The 22,712-nt window shown below is 30.8% G+C and carries 23 protein-coding genes and 3 tRNA genes; 9 read left to right on the forward strand and 17 right to left on the reverse strand.

The genetic code is table 11. The annotated features are described in order from the left end of the window. Positions 1 to 114 precede the first annotated feature (114 nt). Positions 115 to 2,772: a hypothetical protein gene (locus ABIN17_02010; GenBank protein MEO0283834.1), complete on the forward strand. Its 2,658-nt coding sequence runs from the start codon at positions 115 to 117 to the stop codon at positions 2,770 to 2,772. Here the strand turns inward: ABIN17_02010 and ABIN17_02015 are convergent. The 6 genes from ABIN17_02015 to ABIN17_02040 are packed head-to-tail and all read right to left on the reverse strand — an operon-like array spanning position 2,743 to position 7,879. Beyond that, the gene (locus tag ABIN17_02015; GenBank protein MEO0283835.1) at positions 2,743 to 3,696 is read right to left on the reverse strand and encodes a TIGR01212 family radical SAM protein; all 954 of its coding nucleotides are present in this window, start codon (positions 3,694 to 3,696) and stop codon (positions 2,743 to 2,745) included. The two genes, ABIN17_02010 and ABIN17_02015, sit on opposite strands and share 30 nt — an antisense overlap. Further along, positions 3,693 to 4,841, reverse strand: coding sequence for a GDP-mannose 4,6-dehydratase (locus tag ABIN17_02020; GenBank protein ID MEO0283836.1), 1,149 nt, complete (start codon positions 4,839 to 4,841; stop codon positions 3,693 to 3,695). The genes ABIN17_02015 and ABIN17_02020 overlap by 4 nt, the downstream gene beginning before the upstream one ends. Next, positions 4,838 to 5,584 (reverse strand): ABC transporter ATP-binding protein, encoded by a 747-nt coding sequence (locus tag ABIN17_02025; GenBank protein MEO0283837.1) that lies wholly within the window; start codon positions 5,582 to 5,584, stop codon positions 4,838 to 4,840. Before ABIN17_02025 ends, ABIN17_02020 begins: the two co-directional genes overlap by 4 nt. Next, complete coding sequence (locus tag ABIN17_02030) at positions 5,569 to 5,868, reverse strand: hypothetical protein (protein ID MEO0283838.1); 300 nt, start codon at positions 5,866 to 5,868, stop codon at positions 5,569 to 5,571. Before ABIN17_02030 ends, ABIN17_02025 begins: the two co-directional genes overlap by 16 nt. Continuing rightward, the gene (locus ABIN17_02035; GenBank protein MEO0283839.1) at positions 5,865 to 7,049 is read right to left on the reverse strand and encodes a DUF4384 domain-containing protein; all 1,185 of its coding nucleotides are present in this window, start codon (positions 7,047 to 7,049) and stop codon (positions 5,865 to 5,867) included. The genes ABIN17_02030 and ABIN17_02035 overlap by 4 nt, the downstream gene beginning before the upstream one ends. Positions 7,050 to 7,060: 11 nt before the next feature. Next, the gene (locus tag ABIN17_02040) at positions 7,061 to 7,879 is read right to left on the reverse strand and encodes a hypothetical protein (GenBank protein ID MEO0283840.1); all 819 of its coding nucleotides are present in this window, start codon (positions 7,877 to 7,879) and stop codon (positions 7,061 to 7,063) included. Between the two features lie 108 nt (positions 7,880 to 7,987). Between ABIN17_02040 and ABIN17_02045 the strand changes: the two genes are divergently transcribed. Together ABIN17_02045 and ABIN17_02050 are read left to right on the forward strand one after the other, a co-directional pair. Then, positions 7,988 to 8,071: transfer RNA gene (locus ABIN17_02045), tRNA-Leu, on the forward strand. A gap of 18 nt (positions 8,072 to 8,089) precedes the next feature. Continuing rightward, on the forward strand, positions 8,090 to 8,359 hold the full coding sequence (locus tag ABIN17_02050; protein ID MEO0283841.1) for a 4Fe-4S binding protein: 270 nt from the start codon (positions 8,090 to 8,092) through the stop codon (positions 8,357 to 8,359). A gap of 49 nt (positions 8,360 to 8,408) precedes the next feature. Here ABIN17_02050 and ABIN17_02055 read toward each other — a convergent pair whose 3' ends face one another. From ABIN17_02055 to ABIN17_02080, 6 genes are all read right to left on the reverse strand, one after another. Further along, positions 8,409 to 9,299: a thiamine pyrophosphate-dependent enzyme gene (locus tag ABIN17_02055; protein ID MEO0283842.1), complete on the reverse strand. Its 891-nt coding sequence runs from the start codon at positions 9,297 to 9,299 to the stop codon at positions 8,409 to 8,411. 1 nt (position 9,300) lies between these two features. Continuing rightward, positions 9,301 to 11,052 carry a 2-oxoacid:acceptor oxidoreductase subunit alpha gene (locus ABIN17_02060; protein ID MEO0283843.1) on the reverse strand — a complete coding sequence of 584 codons (1,752 nt, stop codon included), beginning with the start codon at positions 11,050 to 11,052 and terminating at the stop codon, positions 9,301 to 9,303. A 90-nt stretch (positions 11,053 to 11,142) separates the two neighbouring features. Beyond that, positions 11,143 to 12,081 (reverse strand): thiamine pyrophosphate-dependent enzyme, encoded by a 939-nt coding sequence (locus ABIN17_02065; GenBank protein ID MEO0283844.1) that lies wholly within the window; start codon positions 12,079 to 12,081, stop codon positions 11,143 to 11,145. Between the two features lie 9 nt (positions 12,082 to 12,090). After that, complete coding sequence (porA, locus tag ABIN17_02070) at positions 12,091 to 13,281, reverse strand: pyruvate ferredoxin oxidoreductase (protein ID MEO0283845.1); 1,191 nt, start codon at positions 13,279 to 13,281, stop codon at positions 12,091 to 12,093. Beyond that, positions 13,278 to 13,559, reverse strand: coding sequence for a 4Fe-4S binding protein (locus tag ABIN17_02075; GenBank protein ID MEO0283846.1), 282 nt, complete (start codon positions 13,557 to 13,559; stop codon positions 13,278 to 13,280). The genes porA and ABIN17_02075 overlap by 4 nt, the downstream gene beginning before the upstream one ends. Beyond that, positions 13,556 to 14,125 carry a 2-oxoacid:acceptor oxidoreductase family protein gene (locus ABIN17_02080; protein ID MEO0283847.1) on the reverse strand — a complete coding sequence of 190 codons (570 nt, stop codon included), beginning with the start codon at positions 14,123 to 14,125 and terminating at the stop codon, positions 13,556 to 13,558. The genes ABIN17_02075 and ABIN17_02080 overlap by 4 nt, the downstream gene beginning before the upstream one ends. Positions 14,126 to 14,255: 130 nt before the next feature. Between ABIN17_02080 and ABIN17_02085 the strand changes: the two genes are divergently transcribed. Together ABIN17_02085 and ABIN17_02090 are read left to right on the forward strand one after the other, a co-directional pair. Then, complete coding sequence (locus ABIN17_02085; protein ID MEO0283848.1) at positions 14,256 to 14,636, forward strand: response regulator; 381 nt, start codon at positions 14,256 to 14,258, stop codon at positions 14,634 to 14,636. Then, positions 14,633 to 15,829, forward strand: coding sequence for an EAL domain-containing protein (locus ABIN17_02090; protein MEO0283849.1), 1,197 nt, complete (start codon positions 14,633 to 14,635; stop codon positions 15,827 to 15,829). The genes ABIN17_02085 and ABIN17_02090 overlap by 4 nt, the downstream gene beginning before the upstream one ends. Positions 15,830 to 15,860: 31 nt before the next feature. On the opposite strand, the gene ABIN17_02095 is transcribed toward ABIN17_02090, so the two are convergent. The 5 genes from ABIN17_02095 to rpsT all read right to left on the reverse strand — a co-directional run bounded on the left by ABIN17_02095 (position 15,861) and on the right by rpsT (position 18,821). Beyond that, the gene (locus tag ABIN17_02095; GenBank protein ID MEO0283850.1) at positions 15,861 to 17,759 is read right to left on the reverse strand and encodes an OmpA family protein; all 1,899 of its coding nucleotides are present in this window, start codon (positions 17,757 to 17,759) and stop codon (positions 15,861 to 15,863) included. A 29-nt stretch (positions 17,760 to 17,788) separates the two neighbouring features. Continuing rightward, positions 17,789 to 17,863, reverse strand: a tRNA-Glu gene (locus ABIN17_02100). A gap of 45 nt (positions 17,864 to 17,908) precedes the next feature. After that, positions 17,909 to 18,415, reverse strand: a complete 507-nt coding sequence (locus tag ABIN17_02105) for a cyclic nucleotide-binding domain-containing protein (protein MEO0283851.1) — start codon at positions 18,413 to 18,415, stop codon at positions 17,909 to 17,911. Positions 18,416 to 18,436: 21 nt separating this feature from the next. Then, positions 18,437 to 18,512 (reverse strand) — tRNA-Val (locus ABIN17_02110). 45 nt (positions 18,513 to 18,557) lie between these two features. Next, on the reverse strand, positions 18,558 to 18,821 hold the full coding sequence (gene rpsT, locus ABIN17_02115; GenBank protein MEO0283852.1) for a 30S ribosomal protein S20: 264 nt from the start codon (positions 18,819 to 18,821) through the stop codon (positions 18,558 to 18,560). Positions 18,822 to 18,905: 84 nt separating this feature from the next. Between rpsT and ABIN17_02120 the strand changes: the two genes are divergently transcribed. From ABIN17_02120 to tyrS, 4 genes are read left to right on the forward strand one after another with little or no spacing between them, the layout of a single operon-like run. Beyond that, a complete protein-coding gene (locus tag ABIN17_02120) occupies positions 18,906 to 19,775 on the forward strand; it encodes a hypothetical protein (protein ID MEO0283853.1) in 870 nt (289 codons plus the stop codon). Continuing rightward, the gene (locus ABIN17_02125) at positions 19,765 to 20,340 is read left to right on the forward strand and encodes a hypothetical protein (protein ID MEO0283854.1); all 576 of its coding nucleotides are present in this window, start codon (positions 19,765 to 19,767) and stop codon (positions 20,338 to 20,340) included. Before ABIN17_02120 ends, ABIN17_02125 begins: the two co-directional genes overlap by 11 nt. 51 nt (positions 20,341 to 20,391) lie before the next feature. Further along, positions 20,392 to 21,558, forward strand: a complete 1,167-nt coding sequence (locus ABIN17_02130) for a peptidyl-prolyl cis-trans isomerase (GenBank protein MEO0283855.1) — start codon at positions 20,392 to 20,394, stop codon at positions 21,556 to 21,558. Then, positions 21,551 to 22,711, forward strand: a complete 1,161-nt coding sequence (gene tyrS, locus ABIN17_02135; GenBank protein ID MEO0283856.1) for a tyrosine--tRNA ligase — start codon at positions 21,551 to 21,553, stop codon at positions 22,709 to 22,711. The genes ABIN17_02130 and tyrS overlap by 8 nt, the downstream gene beginning before the upstream one ends. The last annotated feature ends 1 nt before the right edge of the window (position 22,712 follow it).

Consider the following 22,712-nt stretch of genomic DNA (forward strand, 5'->3'; position numbering starts at 1 on the left):
TATTTTTCTTTTTTTTGAAAAGAAATGAAAATTCAAAATAGTAGTCAGAGCCAATAGGATAATTTTTTCTTCTCATTTTAGGATATTTTAAAGTTAATTATTTTAAAATAAAAAATGATTTTCTTTCTTTTAATTACCTTCCTTAATTATGAAGAAGAAGCACTTATAAAAGATATTCTATCCTATAAATATCTTGAAATTAAAGACCTTTCCTTTGAAAAGGATAAAAGTATATTTACAAATTTAAAGGATTCTCTAACCCTCTTTTTTCTTAAAGAACCCCTTAAAATTCCTGAATACGCAGAAAAAACTTTTAAAGATTTTAATTCAGATGAAAGGGAAATTATTGAAAAAATTTTTAAATTAAAAATCAAAGAAGAAAATTTTGAAAATATCTTAGAAGAAACGATAAATAATTTAAAAAGGGCTAAAGAAATTATCAAAAATTCCTTTTCAAATATTAAGAAAGAAAAACTTGATACATTGATTTACAATATTACTCTTCTTTTTGAAGATGAAAATGACAAAAATGATGATACTTTATATGCTATTTTTGAAAGAGAAAAGGGAAATAAAATTAAGGCAAAAAAATGGAATGAGAAGAAAATTGCAAAATATTTATTAAAAATAAATAGAGAAAAACTCTTTCAAGGTTTAAAAATTTCCTTTGAAAACTTAATTTTTTTAACCTATTCACTTATAAATGCAGAAAATTTAAGGGATACAGTAATAAAAACAGAGCTCGGGTATATAGTGATAAACAGTAAAAGAGAAGATAACATATATAAAGGTGACAGTTTTTTTATTATTGTTGATTTAAAAGGTAATGACAAATATTTAGATAAGGCAGGTTCCTCAAATTTGTTTTATTCTATACCCTTTTCAATTTTAATCGATAAAGAAGGAAATGATTCTTATATTTCAAATAAAGCACTTTCCATCTGCTCATCCTTTTTTGGAGTTTCAATTCAATTTGATTTAAAGGGTAATGATTTAAGAAGGGGAAAATTCTTTTCAATTTCTTCATCCTTGTTTGGAATTAGTTTTCTTTTTGATAAGGAAGGGAATGATATCTATGAATCAGATTTTTTCTCTCAATCTGCTTGCTTCTTTGGAAAATCCTTTTTATTTGATTTTGATGGCAATGACTTATATAAGGTAACAGAAAAAGGACAGGCTTTTTCAGGAACATTGGGATTTTCAATTCTTTATGATAGAAAGGGTATGGATTCCTATATAGCCTATGGTAAGAATTATCATATACCTCTTTTACCTGATGAAACAAGGTCTTTTGCACAGGGGTTTTCTCTTGGTATAAGACCCTATCTTGGTGGTGGTGTTGCTTTTTTAATTGATAGAGAAGGAAATGATGTATATTATTCAGAAGTATATGGACAGGGCTCTTCTTACTGGTATGGAACAGGAATTTTAATAGATGGCGAGGGGAATGATTTATACCATTTAGCAGAATATGGACAGGGTTCTGGTATTCACTTGGCCTGTGGAGCACTTTTTGATTTAGAAGGTGATGATGAATATATTTCAAGATTTGGTCCTGCTCAGGGTGAAGGTCATGATTACTCTGTTGGAATGCTTATTGACAAAAAAGGGCATGATACTTATAAAGTTTCAGGAGGTCAAGGAATAGGTTTAAATACCTCAGTTGGTATATTTATTGATTCAGAAGGAAATGATATTTATGTAACAACTGAAGAATTCGGTCAGGGCGGAGGAAAAATGTCAAGGGGGAAAATTGGAATAGGTATTTTTATTGACTTAAAAGGAAAGGATTTTTATAAGGGAGAAAATTTAAAAAAAGAACCCTTTTTAATTTCAAAGGGGGAATTTGGCTTAAGTTATGATCCTGACACAGTTAAAAGTGTTGAACCGGAAGAAGAAGGTATAGATATGGAAATTCCCCTTGATTTAGATATTGATTCTTTATTTAAACTTGCTTCTGAATGGGAAGTAGGTAAGTATAAAAAGATTGTTCCAAAGGCAAGAAAAATTTTAGCGCAGAGAAAAGAGGATGCACTTATTTATATTTTTAATAATAAAATAAGAACACTTAACAGCTTAGAATTAAGGGCAATTAAGGAAGTTATAAAAGAAAATAAAGAGTTAAGTGCACCCTATATGAGAAAAGCTTTAAAAGAAAAAAATGATACATCAAAATTGAATATTATCTATCTAACAGGTGAAGCAGAAGTTAAGGAGATGGAAAAGGATTTATGGAAATTGTTAAGAAAAGAAAAAAGAGATTTATTTAAAGCAAATATAATCTATTCATTATCAAAATTAAAAACAGAAAATTTTGAAGAATTATTTAAATATTTAAATGAAAATAATACTGAAATAAAAATATCCCTTATAAGAGCATGCGGAGAAATAAAAAGAAAAAAAATTTTAAAAAAAATAGTTCCCCTGCTACAGGATAAAGATGCTCTTGTTAGGTTTGGTGCAGAAAAAATTTTAAGGGATAATGTGGATTCTGTAAGGTCTTATTTAATTGATAAAATTAACCAAAAAGCTAGCGATATAACTATATTTCATCTTTTAAGGGTTTTTAAAGGAATAAAAGAAATGGATTCTGAGGTAAAAGAAGTTTTTTTAAAATTCTGTGAAAATGAAAATAAAAAAATAAGAGCAGAAGCTATTGAATCACTATTAAATTTTAAAGATGATGAAGAAATATCAAAAAAATTAAAAGAAATAAAAGAAAAGGAAAAAGAACCTTATATTTTATGGATTTTTCAAAGTAAAAGTTTTTAAATCTTCAAGGTATTTACCCTGGAAACTCTCCCTTTTCTCCAGTTCCCTTTCAATTTTATTTAATACAATCATTTTATTTTTACACCAATCAGGTGCAACTAACAAATTAAAAGGAGCTTCACCTGTTAATCTTGCGATTAATATATTTTCTTCCAGTCTTTCAATAAAATCACATGCAGCATTTATATACTCCTCCATTTCAAGGGGTTTATACTTTCCTTCCCTGTACCAATTCTCAAGTTCAGTATATTTAACGATATGCAAGGGATGAATTTTAACTCCGTCAATTTTCAATTTATTTAAAAAAAAAGCTGTATTCATCCAGTCATCATATGTATCACCGGGAAGACCTATTATAACATGAGCCATAACCCTAATATTTTTTTCCTTTAATTTAAAAACAGCTTCCTCAAAATTTTTAACATTGTGCCCCCTTTTTGTTATTTCCATTGTTTTATCATTTGCTGATTGAAGACCCAGTTCAACCCACAAATAAGTTTTCTTATTAAGTTCATAAAGAAGTTCCAAAACTTCATCTCCTACGGTATCACTTCTTGTTCCAATTGAAATTCCAACAATATCAGGATGGGTGTTTAATGCTTCATAATAAACTTTTCTCATGAATTCTATATCACCATAAGTATTTGTGAAGGCTTGAAAATAAACAATGAATTTATTAACCTTTCTTCTATTTCTAATTATTTCCATACCCTTTAAAATCTGTTCTTTTAAAGGCACTTTTCTTCTTGCTGTTTCAGGGACAAAAGAGGGGTTATAGCAGTAAATACACTTCGCCTGTGGTGGACATTTAAAACCTGCATCCACTGAAATTTTCCAAACTTTTTCTCCGAAAAGATTCTTAAGATGTTCTGAAAATTTATTATACCTTAAATTATAATCAAAAAATTTAACAATATCTTTCATTTTCGCAATCTGCTGTACCACTTTTCCAAAAAATTCTTAACTTTCTTATTTAAGAGTAATTCTTTATAAAAATTAAAATTTTCCTTATAAAATTCAAAGGTTTTTTTAAGAGCATCTTTAAATTTCCATTCAGGCTTAAAACCAAGTTCAAATATTTTCTTGCCATCCATTGAATATCTCCTGTCATGACCAGGTCTATCCTTAATAAACTCAATGCCTTCCTCTTTATTTAATCCTCCTAATTTACATATAAGTTCAGCGAGCCTGATATTTTTTATTTCGGTGCTACCAGGTATGTTATACTCCTCACCAATTTTACCCTTTTTATAAACAAGGTATATAGCCCTTACTGCATCTTCTATATAAATCCAGCTTCTTTTCTGATTTCCATCTCCATAGAGGGGAATTTTTTCTTTCATCAACACCTTCATAATAGAAAGGGGTATAAATTTTTCAGGAAACTGTCTTTCTCCAAAAACATTAGCAGGTCTTACTATGATTGCAGGTATTCTGTAAGTTTTATAATAAGAATAAACAATCCTGTCAGCACTTGCCTTACTTGCAGAATAAGGGCTTGAGGGATAAAAAGGGTGATTTTCTTTTGCTTTTCCTTTCAAAATTTCTCCATAAACTTCATCTGTTGATATATGTATAAACTTTCCCTTTTCTCCGTGAATTTCTCTGAAAATATCAATTAAAAAGTAAGTCCCCAGTATATCTGTAAAAATGAATCTATGTGGATAAAGAATTGACCTATCAACATGGGTTTCTGCAGCAAAATGAAAAATATTATTTGAGTATTTCATAACAAGTTTTAATGGCTTTACATTTGTAACGGAAGCTACAAGAAGAAAAATCTTTCCCTCACCTTCAAGAAATTTTTTTATTTCTTTTTCCAGATCTTTTTCTTTCAGAACTTTATAATTACTTTTTATAAAATTTTTTTCAACCTTGTAAATATCCTTACCAAAGCCAGCATAAAATATATTTTCCTCATTAAGGTAGGGATAAAGATTAAAAGGGTGGCCTGAATATTCAAGAGAATCATAGACAATTATTTTTGCATCCTTTTCCTTTTTTATCAAATATCTCACAAAATTAGAACCAATAAAACCAGCTCCACCTGTTACAAGGTAAATATTCATCTATAAAAGATAAAATTTTCTCCTTCTAAATTAAAAATTTTAACATTAAAACCAAGATATTCACTAATAATTTCTTTTTTCTCAAAAATTTTATTTTTTTCCACAAAAAGCGTATTTCCATTTTCTTTTAGAAAAAGAAAATAATCAGAAAATTTAATAGCAATATTAATATCATGTATTACAAAAATTAAATTTTTATTTTCTCTTTTAAGAATATTCTTCATAATATCAAAAATTAAAAAGGTATTTTCAAAATCAAGATGAAGACTTGGCTCATCAAGAAGAATAAGTTCAGGGTCCTTAACAAGAGATCTTGCAAGAAGAACCTTTTGTTTCTGACCACCTGAAAGTTCTGAAAACTTTTTATTTTTTAATTCATAAATATCAAAAATTCTTAAAAAATAATCTAACTTTTCTTTATCAACTTTTGTATAAGGATAAAAACCGAGTTCAACCATTTCATAAACTGTAAAAGGAACATCAGATTCATAAAATTGGGGTAAATAGGAAATTTTTTTTGCTCTTTCAAAAGGATCCATTTTAAAAATATTCTTTCCATCAAAATTAATCTCACCTTTTAAGGGTTTTAATATACCGGAAAGAACCCTTAAAAGTGTAGTTTTACCTGTTCCATTTTTCCCAAGAATTGAAAGAATTTCACCCTTTTTTAAATAAAAGGAGACCCCCCTTAATACAGGGGGGTCTTTATAACCGGCGTAAATAGATTTTACCTCAATCTTGATTTTGGTTTTATCCTTTGTATATCCCTTTGTCTTTCAGATTCTTTTTTATTATCTTCAGTTTTTTCCTTGTAAGGAGCGTAAAATTTTCCTTCCCTATCCCTTAATCTTTTAAAGAATCTATCAGTTATTCCGTCACCATCTCTATCAAGGGTATCTCTTTTAACCTTATAAATTATTTCACTTTTGAGTTCCACCCTTTTAGATTTTGATGATTCTGACTTTTTATTAATCTCTATTGAATGAAGTAGAAAAGGTAAAATAAGTAAAATTAAAATTTTTTTCATCTCCTTGTCCTTTTTGTTCCTGATTTATTTTGAGGTAAAACTCCGCCTTTTTTCAATTCAGTTTCAAACTTTTCCCTGTGAATTCTGGTTTCTTGTTCTCTTTGAATTCTACTTTCTCTTTCCTTTCTTAATTCCTGGCTTTTTATAGGAGTAGTAACTCTTTTTCTGTAATCCTCTGATTCTTCCTTTTCCATCTCTTTATTTTCTTTTACCTTTCTGATATCTGACTCATAAATATTTTTTCCTTCATATTCCTTATATTCCCTTTTCCTTTCAACTTCAGTTTCCCTGATTCTTTTTTGTTCATGTTCTGGTTTAGTCTTTATTTCTCCTTTAGATTCCCTTATTCTTTCTTTTTCATAACTCCTTTTAACTTCTTGTTCTTTAACTAAATCCCTTACAGGTTTACCTTCAACAATTCCTATCTCTCTTACCCTTATCCTTGTTTCTTTTTCTACCTCCTGTAGACGACTTCTCTTTTCAGGTGTAATTTCTTTTGTAAATTCCCATCTTGTTCTTATTCTGTATCTGGGAGGTGCATATTTTATATACCTTGGAACATAAATATATCTATATTCATAAACCCTTATTTCATATAATGGACAGAAATCAAAATAAAAGTGAATAAAAACATGGGGATGATGGCAATCGTAACAATACCATGGTGCCGGATGATATACATAATACCTTGGAATTATATAATAACTTGTCCATGCGCCAAAATAAACCCTTGGGAACCAGAAGGGTGGTCTGAAACTGAAAACGAGAGCAAATCTTATATCATCATAATCATAATATATATAAGATTCAGGTGGTAAAGGTTCAAAACAATCAAGGGGCATATCATAAATTGGATAAGGAACAACAACTGCATAAATATATTCAATACCTGGATCATAAGAAGAAGTCCATTCAATATCATCGTAAAAATCATCGGGTAAAACATAATGGACACCTGCATGTATGTATACAGGTTTTCCGGCAGGAAATATTAATTTAGTTCTTCCATTTGGGTCAATATTATATAAGTAAAGATAACCATCTACTTTTGAAATAACATTAATTTTTAATCTTTCACCAGCTGTATATATAGACTTTGGACCACCTTCAACCCAGACATCCACCATTCCTGCCTTTAAGGCAAGGAATTGGATAGCTAATATTAAAATTAACTTTTTCATTTAATACCTCCTTATTTAATTTTAAGGGATTTTAACCCTTCAGAGGGTAAAGAAAGCTCCCTATTTCCCTCATCTATTTGATAAGCCCACTCAAAAACTAATCTATTATCTAAACTTAAAATTCTTATTTTTGCAAAATGATTATACCTTGTCCAGAAAACATAAATATGACCTTCAATTGCTTCAAGAACACCTATTTTTGACCATCCGTATAAAGGTGCATAACTTATCTCATCAAAACTTTCAGCATACCCCATATCCTGAATCCATGTAAGTGTATCCGGTACAATTATATAGCCTACTTTATCTGAGGTATCGTATTTATAATAAAAATCACAGTTTGGAGATAAATAGGAACATACAGCCTGATTTAAAAAATCAAATCCAGAAAAATCAGGATAAATAAGATAACTCCACACAACATCCTCACCATCAGGTCTTGGAGTATCAAACACTACTTCAGGGGAAAGGTCTGACTCATTCCCTGCCGTATCATAAGCGGATACAGCATAATAGTAAGTTATTCCATTTTGCACATTATAATCAATAAAACTTGTTTTAGAGGGGGGTAGATTTGCAATTTTTTCATAAGGTCCTTCATAGGAAAAACCCCTCCACACATAGTATCCTGCAAGGTCTTTTTCAGTATTAGGAATAAAGTAAAGATAAACTTTCTGGTCACCAGTAACAGAATAAAGTCCTCTTGGTGCTGAAGGTGGTATAGTATCAATTTCAACAGGGTAATTAGTATAAATATTTTCTTCTTTTATTATGCATCCCCATAAAAGGGGAATCAGAGTAATTATAAAGAGTATTTTTATTTTTCCCATTTCAAACCTCCTTTTTCAATTTACAAAAATGCAATTTCTATTCCAAATAAAAATAAGAAAAATTGCACATTATAAGTTCAAAAGGGTATAATTTTTATTCAAAAAATTGCCGGAGTGGCGGAACGGAAGACGCGGCGGACTCAAAATCCGCTCTCCGTTAAGGAGGTGAGGGTTCAAATCCCTCCTCCGGCATGAAATAAGGAGGGAATAATGACATATATTATTTGCGAACCCTGTATTGGAGTTAAGGATACAGCTTGTGTAGAGGTTTGCCCGGTGGATTGCATACATCCAAGAAAAGATGAACCCGAGTACGAAAGCTCAGATCAGCTTTATATAAATCCACAGGTTTGCATTGATTGCGGAGCCTGTGAATCAGTCTGTCCGGTTCAAGCGATCTATGCGGAAGATGCTGTTCCAGAAAAGTGGAAGAGCTTTATTAAAAAGAATTACGAACATTACGGTTTAACTGCTCCTTAAAATAGTATTTTTTTTAAATTTTTAAAGGGGGGGAAAATCCCCCCCTTTTTTATTTTTTGTTTTCTATCAACTTTAAAAGTTCTTCTTTTAAAGGCATTTTTTGTGTTTTAAATTCCTCTACTATTGAGTAATCTTCTTTTCCAAAGATATCCAATTCATAATGCTTTTTCTCCTCAACATAAAAAATTCCAACAGGAATCTTACCTTTTCTCCATGTTTCCATAATTTTAGCAATTGCTTCTTCTCTCCTTGCAAATGGTCCATTTAATAACTCTATATTTTCCCTGAAATAATCATAAGAATATTCTTCATTAAAGGTAACACAAGGAGAGAGTACATCAATATGGGAAAAGCCTTTATGTTTTATACCTTCTTTTATATATTCCTTTAAATTTTTTGTATCACCTGAAAAACCCCTTGCTACAAATGTTGCTCCTGCTGAAAGAGATATTAAACAGGGCTCTATAGGATTATCCTTTGAACCATAAGGAGTTGTCCCTTTTACAAAACCATAGGGAGAGGTAGGTGCGACTTGGCCTTTAGTTAGAGCGTAAATTTCATTATTCATAACAATATAAGTAAGGTTTATATTCCTCCTGGCGGCATGCATAAAGTGGTTACCACCTATTCCGTAACCATCACCGTCTCCACCTGTAACTATTACATTTAATTTCTGATTTGCAAGTTTAACTCCGGTAGCAACAGGAAGAAGTCTTCCATGGATTGTATGGAAGGCGTTGGTATTTATATAATCAGGAAATTTTGAAGAACAGCCAATTCCACTTATAACTACTGCATCATAAGGTGAAATTCCAAGTTCAAAAAGTGCTTGTTTTAAAGCAGCAAGAACTCCAAAATCACCACAACCAGGGCACCAAGTACTCTTTTTACCCTCATAAGCTTTAACTGAAGTTATTTCAAAATTTAAAAGTTTTTCCATCTTAATTCTCCTTTTTTAGAATTTTTTTAACTTCACTTATTATCTCAGAGGGTTTAAAAGGAAAACCTGAATATTTTCTAATTGAATAAACATTTTGCTTTCTCCCCCATATCCTTGAAAGATAGTTTTTTAGCTGTGAAAAGGAATTTAATTCACATACAAAAACATTTTTATTGTATGTTAAAGAGTAAATATAGTCTTCATGAAGTGGCATAAGAGTTCTTATTCTGAGATATGATATTTCTATTCCTTCATTTTTAAGTCTATGAACAGATTCCCTCATTGGTCCTAGTGATGAGCCTATACCAACAAGTATATTTGGTGCGTTTTTATTACCATAGAATTCAGGTTCAGGAACATCTTCAATAATTCTTTCAAGTTTTCTTAACCTTTTTTGAACCATTTGAACCCTGTATTCATTCTCTTCATCTATGAATCCATCAGGTGTTTTTTCATTGGAATTATATCTAACTATAACCCCTTTTGTTCCTGGAATAGCCCGTGGAGAAATCCCATCTTCAGTTAATTCGTATCTTTCATAAATTTTTCCGGTTTTAATATACTCTGAAACTTCTTCCTCACTTAAAATTTTTCCCCTTTCCCACTTTAAATTTCCATTATAGGGAATATCATCAACTGTCTGCTGATTCTGGGAAACTGCCTGTTCTGATAACACAATCACTGGAATCTGATATTTCTCTGCAATGTTAAAAGCTCTAAAAGTAAATTCAAAACTTTCTTCAGGAGTGGATGGAACAAGTACAGCTCTTGAGACATCACCATGCCCTGCAAAAAGAATATGATTTATATCTTCCTGACCAGTTTTTGTTGGCAATCCTGTGGATGGACCTCCTCTCTGGGCATGGTAAATAACAAGGGGAACTTCTGCCATTGAAGCAAGGGAAATTGCCTCAGTTTTGAGATCCATTCCTGGACCACTTGTGGAAGTCATAGCTCTCAATCCAGCAAAGGACGCACCGATAGCCATATTAATTGAGGCTATTTCATCTTCACACTGAATTGTAACTCCTCCGAATTTTGGCATATGTTTTGCCAAAAATTCAAAGACCTCTGTAGAGGGAGTTATAGGGTATGCAGCAAAAAATCTGCATCCAGCAGCAATAGCACCAAGAGCTACTGCTTCATTCCCAGACAAATAATATCTCCCTATATCCGTAGATTTTTCAATTTCATATCTCTTTTTCAAAAGATTTTTAGCAAGGGAATAACCCTCTTCTAAGGCTTTAATATTATTCTCTATGATTTCACCGCTTTTCCCTTTTAAATAGAAAATAATAGAGTTTTTAATCTCCTCAGGTTCAATATTGAAAACATAACCCAGAAATCCAAGTGCTATTACATTCTTAAAAATTTCTTTTTTAAACATTTCCCTTGCTTTTTTTCTCAAGGGAACAGGATATAAATAGACATCATCTCTTACAAGATTTTCGGATTTAAACTCCTCATCTATTATAATAACACCTTCACTTCTTATATCTTTTAAGTGACTATATACTGCCTTTGGTTCAAGTGCAATAAGTGCGTCTATATAATCATTCCAGGAAAAAATTCTTTCCACATTTGCCCTTATAGTTAAACTTGTGGGTAAACCTCTTATATTAGAAGGGAAATCCCTTACAGAAACTGTGTAAAGCCCCCTTCTTTTTAAAGTATAGGCAAGGACTTCCCCTGCTAAAAGGGAGCCATCACCTGCAAGTCCTGCAATTCTAACTGAAAAATCCTTTAATTTCATTTAATCCTCCTTTTGAAATAGATTAAGTTTAAATATAACAGTAACTTAATAAAATTTCAAATGATTTTTAAAATTTACTTAAATCTAAAATTAGAAAATTTTTTGTCCATCAAGTCTTAAAAGTCTTTCCCATTTCTCATCAACTTTTTTTTGAATTTCCTCAATTAAATCCTCTCTATTTTTCAAATGACTGAATCTATCCTGTTTTAAAAGCCATTCTTTAACAGGCAATTTTTCTTTAGGTTTATAATTAACTCTATAAACACCTTGATCAATTTCATATAATGGCCAGAAACATGTTTCAACAGCTAAGCGGGCAAGCTCTACTGTTTCACTTTCATTATAACCCCAACCTGGCACACAGGGTGAAATAACAGCAATAAATTTTGGACCCTCAATTTCAAAAGCTCTTCTCACTTTTTTTATCAAATCCCCAAAGTGAGAAGGTGATGCTTGGGCTACATAGGGGATTTCATGGGCAGCAATAATTTCTATAATATCCTTTCTATGCTGTATCTTACCAGGCATTTTTTTACCTACAGGTGAGGTAGTTGTATTTGCACCAAAAGGAGTGGCTGAAGACCTCTGAACTCCTGTATTCATATAAGCTTGATTATCATATAGAACATAAAGAAAATTGTGACCTCTTTCAATAGCTCCTGAAAGTGCCTGTAAACCTATATCGTAAGTTCCACCATCTCCACCTATAACAATGAAATTTATTTTTTCATTCTCAGGTATCAATCCTTTCTTTTTTAAAACCTTATAGGCGGATTCAACACCTGATATAACAGCTGCCGCATTTTCAAAAGCTACATGAATCCAGGGCACATTCCAAGCAGAATAGGGATATATTGTTGAAACAACTTCAAGACAACCTGTAGCGTTAGATATCACAACAGGGTAATCAGAGGAAGCAACAACCATTTTTATAATTGAAGGAAAAGCACATCCACTACATGCTCTGTGCCCTGAGGTTAAGCCTGTATTCCTCTCAGAAAGCTCTTTTAAGGAAAGTATTTTTTTCATTTTTACCTCCTATTCCCTTAATCCTATGTATATAAACTCCTCCTCTAACTTATTCTCTTTATTTATTTTCTTTAAAATATCAAAAACTTTAATAGCATCCTCTAAACTAAATTCCCTGCCTCCAAGTCCAAATACAAAACTCTGAATTAAAGGTCTTTTTATTAGAGAATATAAAGCAGCCTTTACTTCTATTGAAACAGGTCCTCCCATTGTACTGAAAGTTTCAGCTCTATCCATAACTCCAACTACTTTTAAATTTTCAAGCTTTTTTCTTAAAATTTCATAAGGGAAAGGTCTTGTAATTTTCAATCTTAAAATACCTACCCTTTCACCTTTTTCTCTTAATAAATCCACTGCCTCTTTAAGTGTTCCAGAAGCTGAAGACATTGCAATTACTGCTATTTCAGCATCATCTAAGAAATACTCTTCAATAAAGGAAGGAATACTGAGTCCGAATTTTCTATTATATTCCTCAAACACATCACTTATAATTTTTTTCGATTTTAAAATTGCATCAACTTGAGACCTCTTATGTTCCATATAATAATCATAAAGGGCAAGGGGTCCAACGGTAATTGGATTTTTTAAATCTAAAATAGAATATAGTGGCTCTCTTTTTCCTAAAAATTCTCTAACTTCTTCATCTTCAAGTATTAAAACATTTTCCATTCCATGAGTAACAATAAAACCATCCATCATCACCATACAGGGTAGATTCACTTTTTCAGAAATTTTTACAGCATTAATAATAGTATGGTAAACTTCATTAGCATTCTCACAGTAAATCTGTATCCAGCCAGAATCCCTTGAACCCATAGTATCTGAATGATCACAGTGGATATTTATTGGACCAGAGAGAGCTCTATTACCTACTATCATAACAATAGGTAATCTAAAAGAAGAAGCTATATAAAGAATTTCATGCATCAGGGCAAGACCCTGGGAACTCGTGGCTGTCATAACTCTTGCACCTCCTGTGGATGCTCCTATACATACAGAAATAGCTGAATGTTCTGATTCTACAGGAATAAATTCTGTATCTACTTCCCCATCTGCTACATATTTTGAAAAAATCTGTATTATTTCTGTTGAAGGTGTAATTGGATAAGCGGCTACTACATCAGGATTTATCTGTTTCATAGCATAAGCAGCTGCTTCATTTCCAGTCTTTGCAACTATTTTTTTTGTTTCAGTTTTCATATTTTTTCCTCCTTCATTAAAATAGCTCCCTTTGGACATACCTTTGAACATATCCCACAACCTTTACAATAATCCAAATCAAATTTATAAATCTTTCCATCCTTTACTTTAATAACAAAATCAGGACAATAAAGCCAGCAAAGTAAGCAATGAGTACACTTTTCAGAATCAAAGAGAGGAGATTCCTTTTTCCATTCACCTGTTTTATATTTAAGGGATGTAGGAACATTTTTTATAACAGCTCCTTCTTCAAGTTCCCTCCAAGGTTTAAGTTTCATCCCTTAACCTCCTTATAAGCCAATTTAATTGCCTCAATATTTTTATTTACTATTTTCTCCTCATATTTATTTTTTAACCTTTCTTTTACAAAATTAATAAATTCCTCAAGAGTTAAAAAACCAGTAATCTTCAGAAGTGCACCTAAAAGGGGTGCATTAGGCATATCTCTACCAAAAATTCTTCTTGAAATACCTGTCGCATCAATAGTTTTAATTTCAGATTTTAAATTTAAAATTTTTTTTAGGTCTTCAGGATTAACATTTGTATTAATAAGAAGGATTGTATTATTTTTGATAAAATTTTTAAAATTTTCAGTCTTTAAAAGCCTTGGGTCAATTATAACAACAATATCAGGGTCCTTTATTCCGTAGTGACCCTTTATCTCATATTCACTAATTCTGGTAAAAGCAAAAAGAGGGGCACCCCTTCTTTCAGGTCCATATTCTGGAAAAGCCTGGACAAATTTACCTTTATGAACAAATGCTTCTCCAAAAAGCAAAGCAGCTGTTTTAACCCCCATTCCTCCTCTTCCAAACCAAACAATTTCAATTTTATCTTTTTTCATATTCCCTCCTTATAAGATTTAAAATAAAATATAATCGCTCTTTTTATTAAAATTCAAATAATTTATTTCTTCTATTTTAATTGAATTTAAAAAAGAAAAAATATAAAATATAATAGAAAGGAGGTTTTTAATGGATAAAAAAAGAATTCTAATAATTGATGATGAAGAAGATATGGTCTCTTTAGTGGAAGAGATCTTAAAGGATGAATATTTAGTGGAAAAAGCCTATTCACCATCTCAGGCAATTGAACTTTTGAATAAAGACAGTCAATTTGATCTTATTCTTCTTGATATAATCTTACCTGAAAAAGATGGCTGGGAATTATTCCGTGATTTCAAAAATCTTTTAAAAGAAAAGGATAAAGAAATTCCTGTTGTAATTTTTTCAATTTTAAAAGAACCACAGGATATGCTGAAAGCAATAAAGGAAGGAGCTGTAGCCTACATTGTAAAACCTTTTGAACCTGAAGGTTTAAAGAATAGAATAAAAGAAATTTTTGAAAAATTATGAAAGATGAAATAACAGGACTTCCTCTTTTAATTACTGTCCTTGATTCAATAAAAGACCGTATTGAAAAAGAAAAAGAAGTGAATATACTGATAGTTCAGATTCTTGAATCCTCAATTTACGAAGAAGAATTTGGGTTTGATGTATTTGATTCCTGGATAAAAAACCTTTCCAATCTCTCAAAAAAACTAATTTCAATGGAATTTACACCTTATGAAAATCCTATTATATTCACAACAGAACCTTATTCCAGTTTAATCTGTCTTGTTTTTCCGAAAAATCACGATGTAAAAAAATTTATAAACAAATTTAAAAATGAAATTGAAAAAATTATTCCTGCTCCAACTACAATAACAGTAAAAGAAATTAAATTTGACCCTTTAAAAAGAACAGAGAGAACAATATATCAGGTAATAAATGAGGTTAAAATTGAACATACAAAAACAGAAACAAAGATGAAATCCAATATAAAGTCTCTATTCAGAAAAATATTGAGAACTAATGAAATAAGAATGGTATTTCAACCCATATATAACATCGTAGAAAATAAAGTAACATACGGATATGAGGCCCTTGCAAGGGGTCCAAAAGAAACAGAATTGGAAATGCCAACGGTTTTATTTTCTGTAGCAGATGAGCTGAATGAACTTGAAAATTTAGAAAAACTCTGCAGATGGAAAGCTCTTCTAACATCAAAAAAATTACCTGACGATAGATACAAAATATTTTTAAATGTTTCGTCAAAAATTCTCCAACATAAAAAAAATATTTATGTTGAAGAGCTATTTGAAAATATTAAAGAACTGGAAATAAATCCAGAAAGATTAGTAATTGAATTAACTGAAAGATTTGCCATAACTGATTTCAATGTTTTAAGGGAAAATATAAACTTTTTAAAAGAAAAAGGAATTGAACTATCAATAGATGATGTTGGAGTCGGGTATTCCTCTTTACAGACCTTAGCAGAATTAAATCCAGACTATCTTAAATATGATATGGTACTTGTTAGAAATATCCATGAAGATATGGTTAAACAGAATTTACTTGAAATGGTTTTAAATTTCGGTGAGAAAATAAAAGCAAAAGTTATTGCAGAAGGAATTGAAAAAGAAGAAGAACTTGAAACACTAAAGAAAATAGGCGTTAAATATGGACAGGGATTTTATCTATCCTTACCTTTTGAAGTAGAGCTTTAATGCTTAATTTTTTGTATATAAAATAAAATTTTTATTCCCCTACACTTAAAACTTTAAACTCAACTCTTCTATTCATAGCTCTTCCTTCTCTTGTTGTATTATCACCTATTGGCATTGTCTCTCCGTATCCTTTTGCAATGAGTCTGGAAGGATCAATTTGATGGAAAGTTATAAGATAGTTCCTAACCGACTCTGCCCTGGCCTGGGAAAGTGCCATATTATAGCTATCTGAACCAACGGAATCAGTGTGACCCTGAATTTCTACAACAGCTTTTGGATTTGATTTTAAAAATTCTGCTACTCTATCCAGAATTGGATAAGATTCAGGTTTTATTGTGGCTTTACCTGTATCAAAATAAATATTCTGCAATCTTATAGTTACACCCTTTTCTGCTTTCTTTTTAAGCCTGATATCCTTTACTAAAGGTTCACCCTCTTTAAGAATAATTGGTACATTTTCTACGAGATAACCTTCAGCTTCAACTCTTATAATATACGAACCTGGTGGTAATTTTAACTTGTAAATTCCTGTCTCTGGATCACTTATTGTGCCTTCAAATCCAGTCTCAGGGATTGTTATTTTGGCACCAAGGGGTGTCTCTGTGATATTATCAAGAATTTTTCCTGTAATTAGTATAAACTCTTTTCTCTTTAAAGGAAAATCAAGAACAAGTTCTGCACCCTCTTTTATAACAAAACTTTTTCTCATCCAGGCGTAACCTTCTTTTTCCACATATAAACTGTAACTTCCTGGTTCAAGCTCCACAGAATAAAATCCGTTTTCATCAGAGGAAATTGGGGGTTTATCAGTTCCTTCAAAAGTTATCTGTGCAACAAGGGGTTCTCCTGTAGATGCATCATAAATTTTACCACTTAATTTTGCAAGTTTTGGTGTGGGCGGAGGTGGTGGCGGGGGAGGCGGAGCTGCTTTCTTTGGAAGAACATTATAAACATTCGACATAACAAAAATAAATCTCCAATCCGGTATGTAAGTAAATAAGTTTCTATCATGAGAATATAAGGAAATCTGGGAATCAGCTAAGGTTTTTAATCTTGCATCAACAGCAAAATCAAATATTACTCCACCTGGAGTTTTAAACCTGACACCTGGAGTTATAGCAAGAAGATTATCTCTCAATTCAGTAAAATAAACACCATGTAAATCAGCTATGAAATCCACATAGGGTCCAGCAGAAAGTGTTATATTAAAACCAAAAGGCATTCTTGTAAAATCTTTGAAATCCTCCTTTGTTCTATAAATCGTGTCAATCTGTGCAACTCCCTTTTGATTATAGTTATACCAAAGAACAGGAAAAACATCTGTTTCTTTTGAAGGTTTACCTGTCTGAAAGAAACCCAAAAGACCATTAAACTTTATAACCTGGAGTTTGAGTCCAAGCATTAAACTTGACCAAAATTCTCCGCTTTGAGGTATATACATTGGAAAACCATACTGAACAAATTTGGGGTCTTTTCTTTCTATTCCCTGATTTGGAAAATAGAACCCAAGAGCTATGCCACCTGCAAATTCAATCCCAGTAACAGTGTCTGAGAAAAAGGGATATCCCAATTTTGTAAATATATCAAATCCCCTGTATGCAAAATATCCATCATCACTCCTCTGGACAGGGTAATCCCCTCTTTCAAGCTGCCTTCCTTCAAAATCCCCTCTCAATCCAAACTCCCAATAATCAAAGGGAGCATAGGAAAGAGAGAGAGATGAGATAAGGTAATGTCTTCTATCATCCTGAGGGTTGTTCGCAGAGTCAACTGAATTGTCCCAGTATTTAAAATCCTGAAAAGAATAACCACCAAATAAAGAAAAAGAAAAATCTCCTTTTTTATGAGGCATTGGGTAAAATAATCTAAAAGATCCGCTTGGTCCGAAAATTGAAGATGCTGAAAATAAAATAAGAAAAATAATATTCATAAAATTCTCCTATACTTTTAATCTTTTAATGGCCCCAGGGGGATTTGAACCCCCGTCTCCACCTTGAAAGAGTGATGTCCTGGGCCTGGCTAGACGATGGGGCCATTAATTTGTAAAATTATAACATTTTAAAATGACAATTTTCAAATTTAAGGTGTTTTCCCCTTTGCTGCTATGTAAAGTTTTCTAAATTGTTCGTTATCTACTATTGCTTGATTAATTAAGAAATAAGTTTCAAGATTTTTGTTTGTTTCTCTTATTCTATCTGCAAGCTCCTCTGCTAAGTTTCTTAAAACCGTTACCCCAATTTTCGGATCCTTCTCAACAATTTTCCAGAAATCTTCTCTTTTTAAAAGATAAAGAGTTGAATCTTTTAAAGCTGTACAAGTAGCACTCCTCGGTTCATCAGAAATAAGAGAAAGCTCTCCAAAAAAGGACCCATCGTCAAGCTCAGCAAGAACAAGCACAAGATCACCCCTCTTTAACCTCACTTCAACTCTACCCCTATTTATAATAAATAGAGAGTTTCCCGGAGAACCTTCCTCAAAAATTATTTCTCCTTTCTCATAACTTTTTTCCTCCAAATATTCAACTATTTTTGAAAGCTGACTATCTTCCAATCCACGAAATAAACTTACTCTTTTTAAAATATCCACCATTTTCTCCTTATTTTTTAATGGGCGATGGAGGATTTGAACCTCCGACCTCCACGTTGTCAACGTGGCGCTCTCACCAACGCTGAGCTAATCGCCCATTAATTTTATTATAAAGGAAAGTAAAAAAAAATTTCAATAAAAATTAACTCTGTGTCTTGAAAAGCTTTTTGAAAACTTTAGACTTTATTCTTGAACCCTTATTTTCATGTATAACACCTCTTTTTACAGCCTTATCAACTATACTCTGCAATTCAACAAATAAAGCCTTTCTCTCTTCCTCCTTTTCTGTTTTCCTTATTTTTTTTATGAGATTTTTTATTTTTAATTTATAAAGTCTATTTATCATTCTCCTTTTTTCATTTTGTCTTTCTCTTTTTAACACAGATAAGGATTTTTTTCTTGCCATTTAATTTTATTTTGTAAAAGCGGAATTGAACCGAGTTTATTTAAGTATTTTTATTATACTAAAATAAAAGCTTAAAATAAAAAAATGCAAATAATTTTATTCTTTTTTTCTCTCCATGTAATCACCTATGGTAATGAAAGGTGGAATTTCGCAAGAAATGCAAGAATATCATCAATTGGTGAAGCTTCTTCAGCTCTTAAAGACCCTGCTTCTTTCTTTTTTAACCCGGCAACATCTCTATTATTAAAAGAAAAAGTAATTCAGGGAACTTTTTCTAATTATTTTTCTGATATTTTTAAGTTCGGAGCCTTTAATCTTTTAACAGGAGACTCAATAAATAAATTTTTCCTTTCTCTTAATTACATATTTGCTGACAAAATCCTCTATACGATTTATAAAGACACAACACCGGCACAGGACCCTTTAAATATAGAAAATAAAGGATTTATAAGTATAAATTCAATTCAGATTTTATCTGGATTTTCAAAAAAAATAAGAAATATTTATACAGGAATTTCTTTAAAACTAATGAGGGAAAATTTGCATGTTGGGAAAGGTTATGGTATAGGAATTGACCTCGGATTTCTTTTTAAAAGAGATTTTAATATTTCTTTTACTTTGAGAAACGTTTTTGGTAACATAAATATTTGGAATTCAGGTAGAAAAGAATTCATCCCTCCTTCAATTAGAATAGGAATTTCCAAAGAATTTTTAAAAAAGATTTTATTTACCTTTGATTTTGAAGCTCTTTTAGAAGAAAAATTTAAATTAAAGACTTGTGCAGGAATTGAATTTATAGGAACGGAAAATTTTTTCCTAAGAGCCGGGTGGAGAGAAAATATTCCAACCTTTGGTGCTGGTTTAAGAATAAAAAAAATAAATATAGATTACGCCCTTGGTGGTAATTTTGAATTATCTCTTTTTCATATAATTTCTGCTTCAATTGAGTTTTAATCTAAAAGGTTTTATCTTAAGAAAACTTTTACATTTAATTTCAGTTCTTTTTCCTGTTGCAATTCTTATTTTTGATAAAAAAATTTATTTACCTATTATTGCTTTTTTTCTTGGAGGATTTTTAACTGCAGATTATTTAAGATTTGAAATAAAATCTTTCAAGATATTTTTCAAGAGCTTTTTCGGAGAAATGATTAAAAAAGAAGAACAGAATTTTTTCACAGGTGCTACATGGGTATGTATATCTGCTTTTTTACTCACACTTTTTTTCCCAAAAAAAGTAGCAGTTATATCCCTTTTATTTCTCTCTATTTCAGACAATTTTGCAAGTATTGTGGGAAAACTATTCGGCAAAACAAAACTCTTTAAAAATAAAACTCTTGAAGGTTTTTTAGCTTTTCTTATTGTTTCTTTTATAATAACCCTTTTCTTTCAAGAACTTTCTGTAAAGAAAAAAATTATTATATCTTTATTTGCTTCATTTGCTGAGCTATTTTCAGGAAACATTGATGATAACTTTACCGTTCCTTTATTAACTGCTATTTTATTATACAATGTCCTTTAATTTAAAATTAAAAACTTAAGGTTCAAATCCCAAAATTTTTATTAAACTAAAATGAAAACTTTAATACTTATAGGTTTATTGATTACTTTCAATAAAAAAATTGAAGAAGCTGAAAAATTATTAAAATTAGGAAAAACAAAGGAAGCAATAAGTTTGTATAAAGAGGGAATAAAAGATTTAAAGGGCATTAAAAAAATAAAAAAGGAAATAGAATTTTTTGACATACTTATAAGGGAAGAAAACTACGAAGAAGCTCTTAATCTTGTGATTGATTTAGAAAATAAAGTTTCAGAATTTAGCTCAATTTACCCTGAAATTTTATATAGAAAAGCTTTTTTATATGAAAAAATGGGTAATTTACAAGAAGCACAGAGAATTTATGAAAAAATTGTTTTGAACTATAAAAAATCAAGGGTTTATAAAATGGCAAGTGATAGAATGGATAATATTTTTGACCTTTTAAACAAAGATTTTATTGCAACCCTTGGATCTTATAGTATAACTTATAAAGAATTCAACGAATTTATTGAAAATATTCCCCCCTATACAAGACCTTCTCCTTCTGATACTCATGCTGTAAAAAGAATTCTTGAAAGGCTTATTTATATTAAACTTCTCTATCTTGAAGCTCTATCGGAAGGACTTGATTTAACAGAGGATTTTAGAAAAAATTTAGAAAAAGCAAAAGAGAGAATACTTGTAGACCTTTATACGAAAAAGATAAATGAAAATGTAGAAGTTTCGGAAAAGGAAATTAAGGAATATTATATTAAAAACAGGGAAAATTATAAAATTCCTGATAGATGGGATTTAAGGAGAATTGAACTTAAAACAGAAAATGAAGCAATGGAAATTCTTAAAAAAATTAAAAGAGGAGAAAAATTTGAGGACTTGGCAAGGAATTTTTCCTTAGCACCCGATGCTTCAAACGGAGGTCTTATAACTAATTTTACAGAAAAAAGCTCGCCTCCAGAACTTTTAAAACCTTTAAAAACAATGAAAGAAGGGGATATAAAGGGTCCTATAAGATTAAAAAATGGAAACTTTGCTATAATAAAGCTGGAAAAAATTAAGAAAGGTGAATATAGAAAAATAGATGAAGTAAAGGGACAGATTGAAAGCAGATTAAAAAATGAGAAAATCAATAAATTCTGGACAAAATGGAAAGAAGAAATGTATAAAAAGTATGACGTAAAACTATATTTAAAAAATGAGTAAGGAAATAGAAATTTTAATTAAAGGAGTAGTAGAAATTGTTACAAGAGAAGAACTGGAAGAAAAAATTAATAGGAAAAAGGTTTTAACTATTAAATACGGAGCAGACCCTTCAAAACCTGATTTACATTTAGGCCACTATATATGCCTCAGAAAATTAAAAGAGTTTCAGGATATGGGACACAAAATAGTCTTTATAATTGGTGATTTTACAGCAATGATAGGGGACCCTTCAGGAAGATCAAAAACAAGACCAATGCTAACAAGAAAAGAAGTTGAAGAAAATTCAAAAACCTATTTTGAACAGGCTTTTAAAATTCTTGATAAAGAAAAAACAGAAATAAGATATAACAGTGAATGGCTTTCTAAACTTACCCCAGAAGAAATAATAAGACTTTCTGCAAAGGCTACAGTTGCAAAATTGCTTGATAGAGACGATTTTTCTGAAAGATACAAAAAGGGAATACCTATATCACTTCATGAATTCCTCTACCCTGTTTTTCAGGCTTATGATTCAATTTATATTAAGGCAGATGTGGAAATAGGTGGAAGTGATCAGCATTTTAACTTTGCTTTAACAAGAGAAATTATGAAACAGATGGATTTAGAACCACAAGTTTTTATAACCCTTCCCCTTTTAGAAGGAACCGATGGAAAGCTTAAAATGAGTAAATCCTATGGAAATAGTATAAACTTTTTTGATAAACCAGAGGATATATTCGGGAAAGTAATGTCAATTCCTGATAGTTTAATTTTAAAGTACTATAAACTTGTTCTTTTAAAAGAAGAAAAAGAGATAAAAGAATTTGTTGAAAAAAATCCACTTGAAGCAAAAGAAAAACTTGCTTTTGAAATAACAAAAATATTTTATGATGAAGAAAAAGCCGAAAAGGCAAGATTATATTTTAATAAAACTTTTAGAAAAAGGGAAATACCAGAGGAAATTCCTGAGTATAGAACAGAAAGTAAAAAACTTCTTGAAATTCTTTATGAAAGTAGAGTTGTTTCAAGTAAAAGTGAGGCAAGGCGTCTTATAAGACAAAAAGCTATCGATATAAACGGTGAAAGTATTATTGATGAAAATCTTGAACTTGATAAGGGTGAATACAGGTTAAAAATAGGAAAGAGAAAATTTTTAAAAGTTATTGTTGAGTAAT

It is taken from the genome of candidate division WOR-3 bacterium (assembly GCA_039803925.1).
GTDB lineage: Bacteria > Hydrothermota > Hydrothermia > Hydrothermales > JAJRUZ01 > JBCNVI01.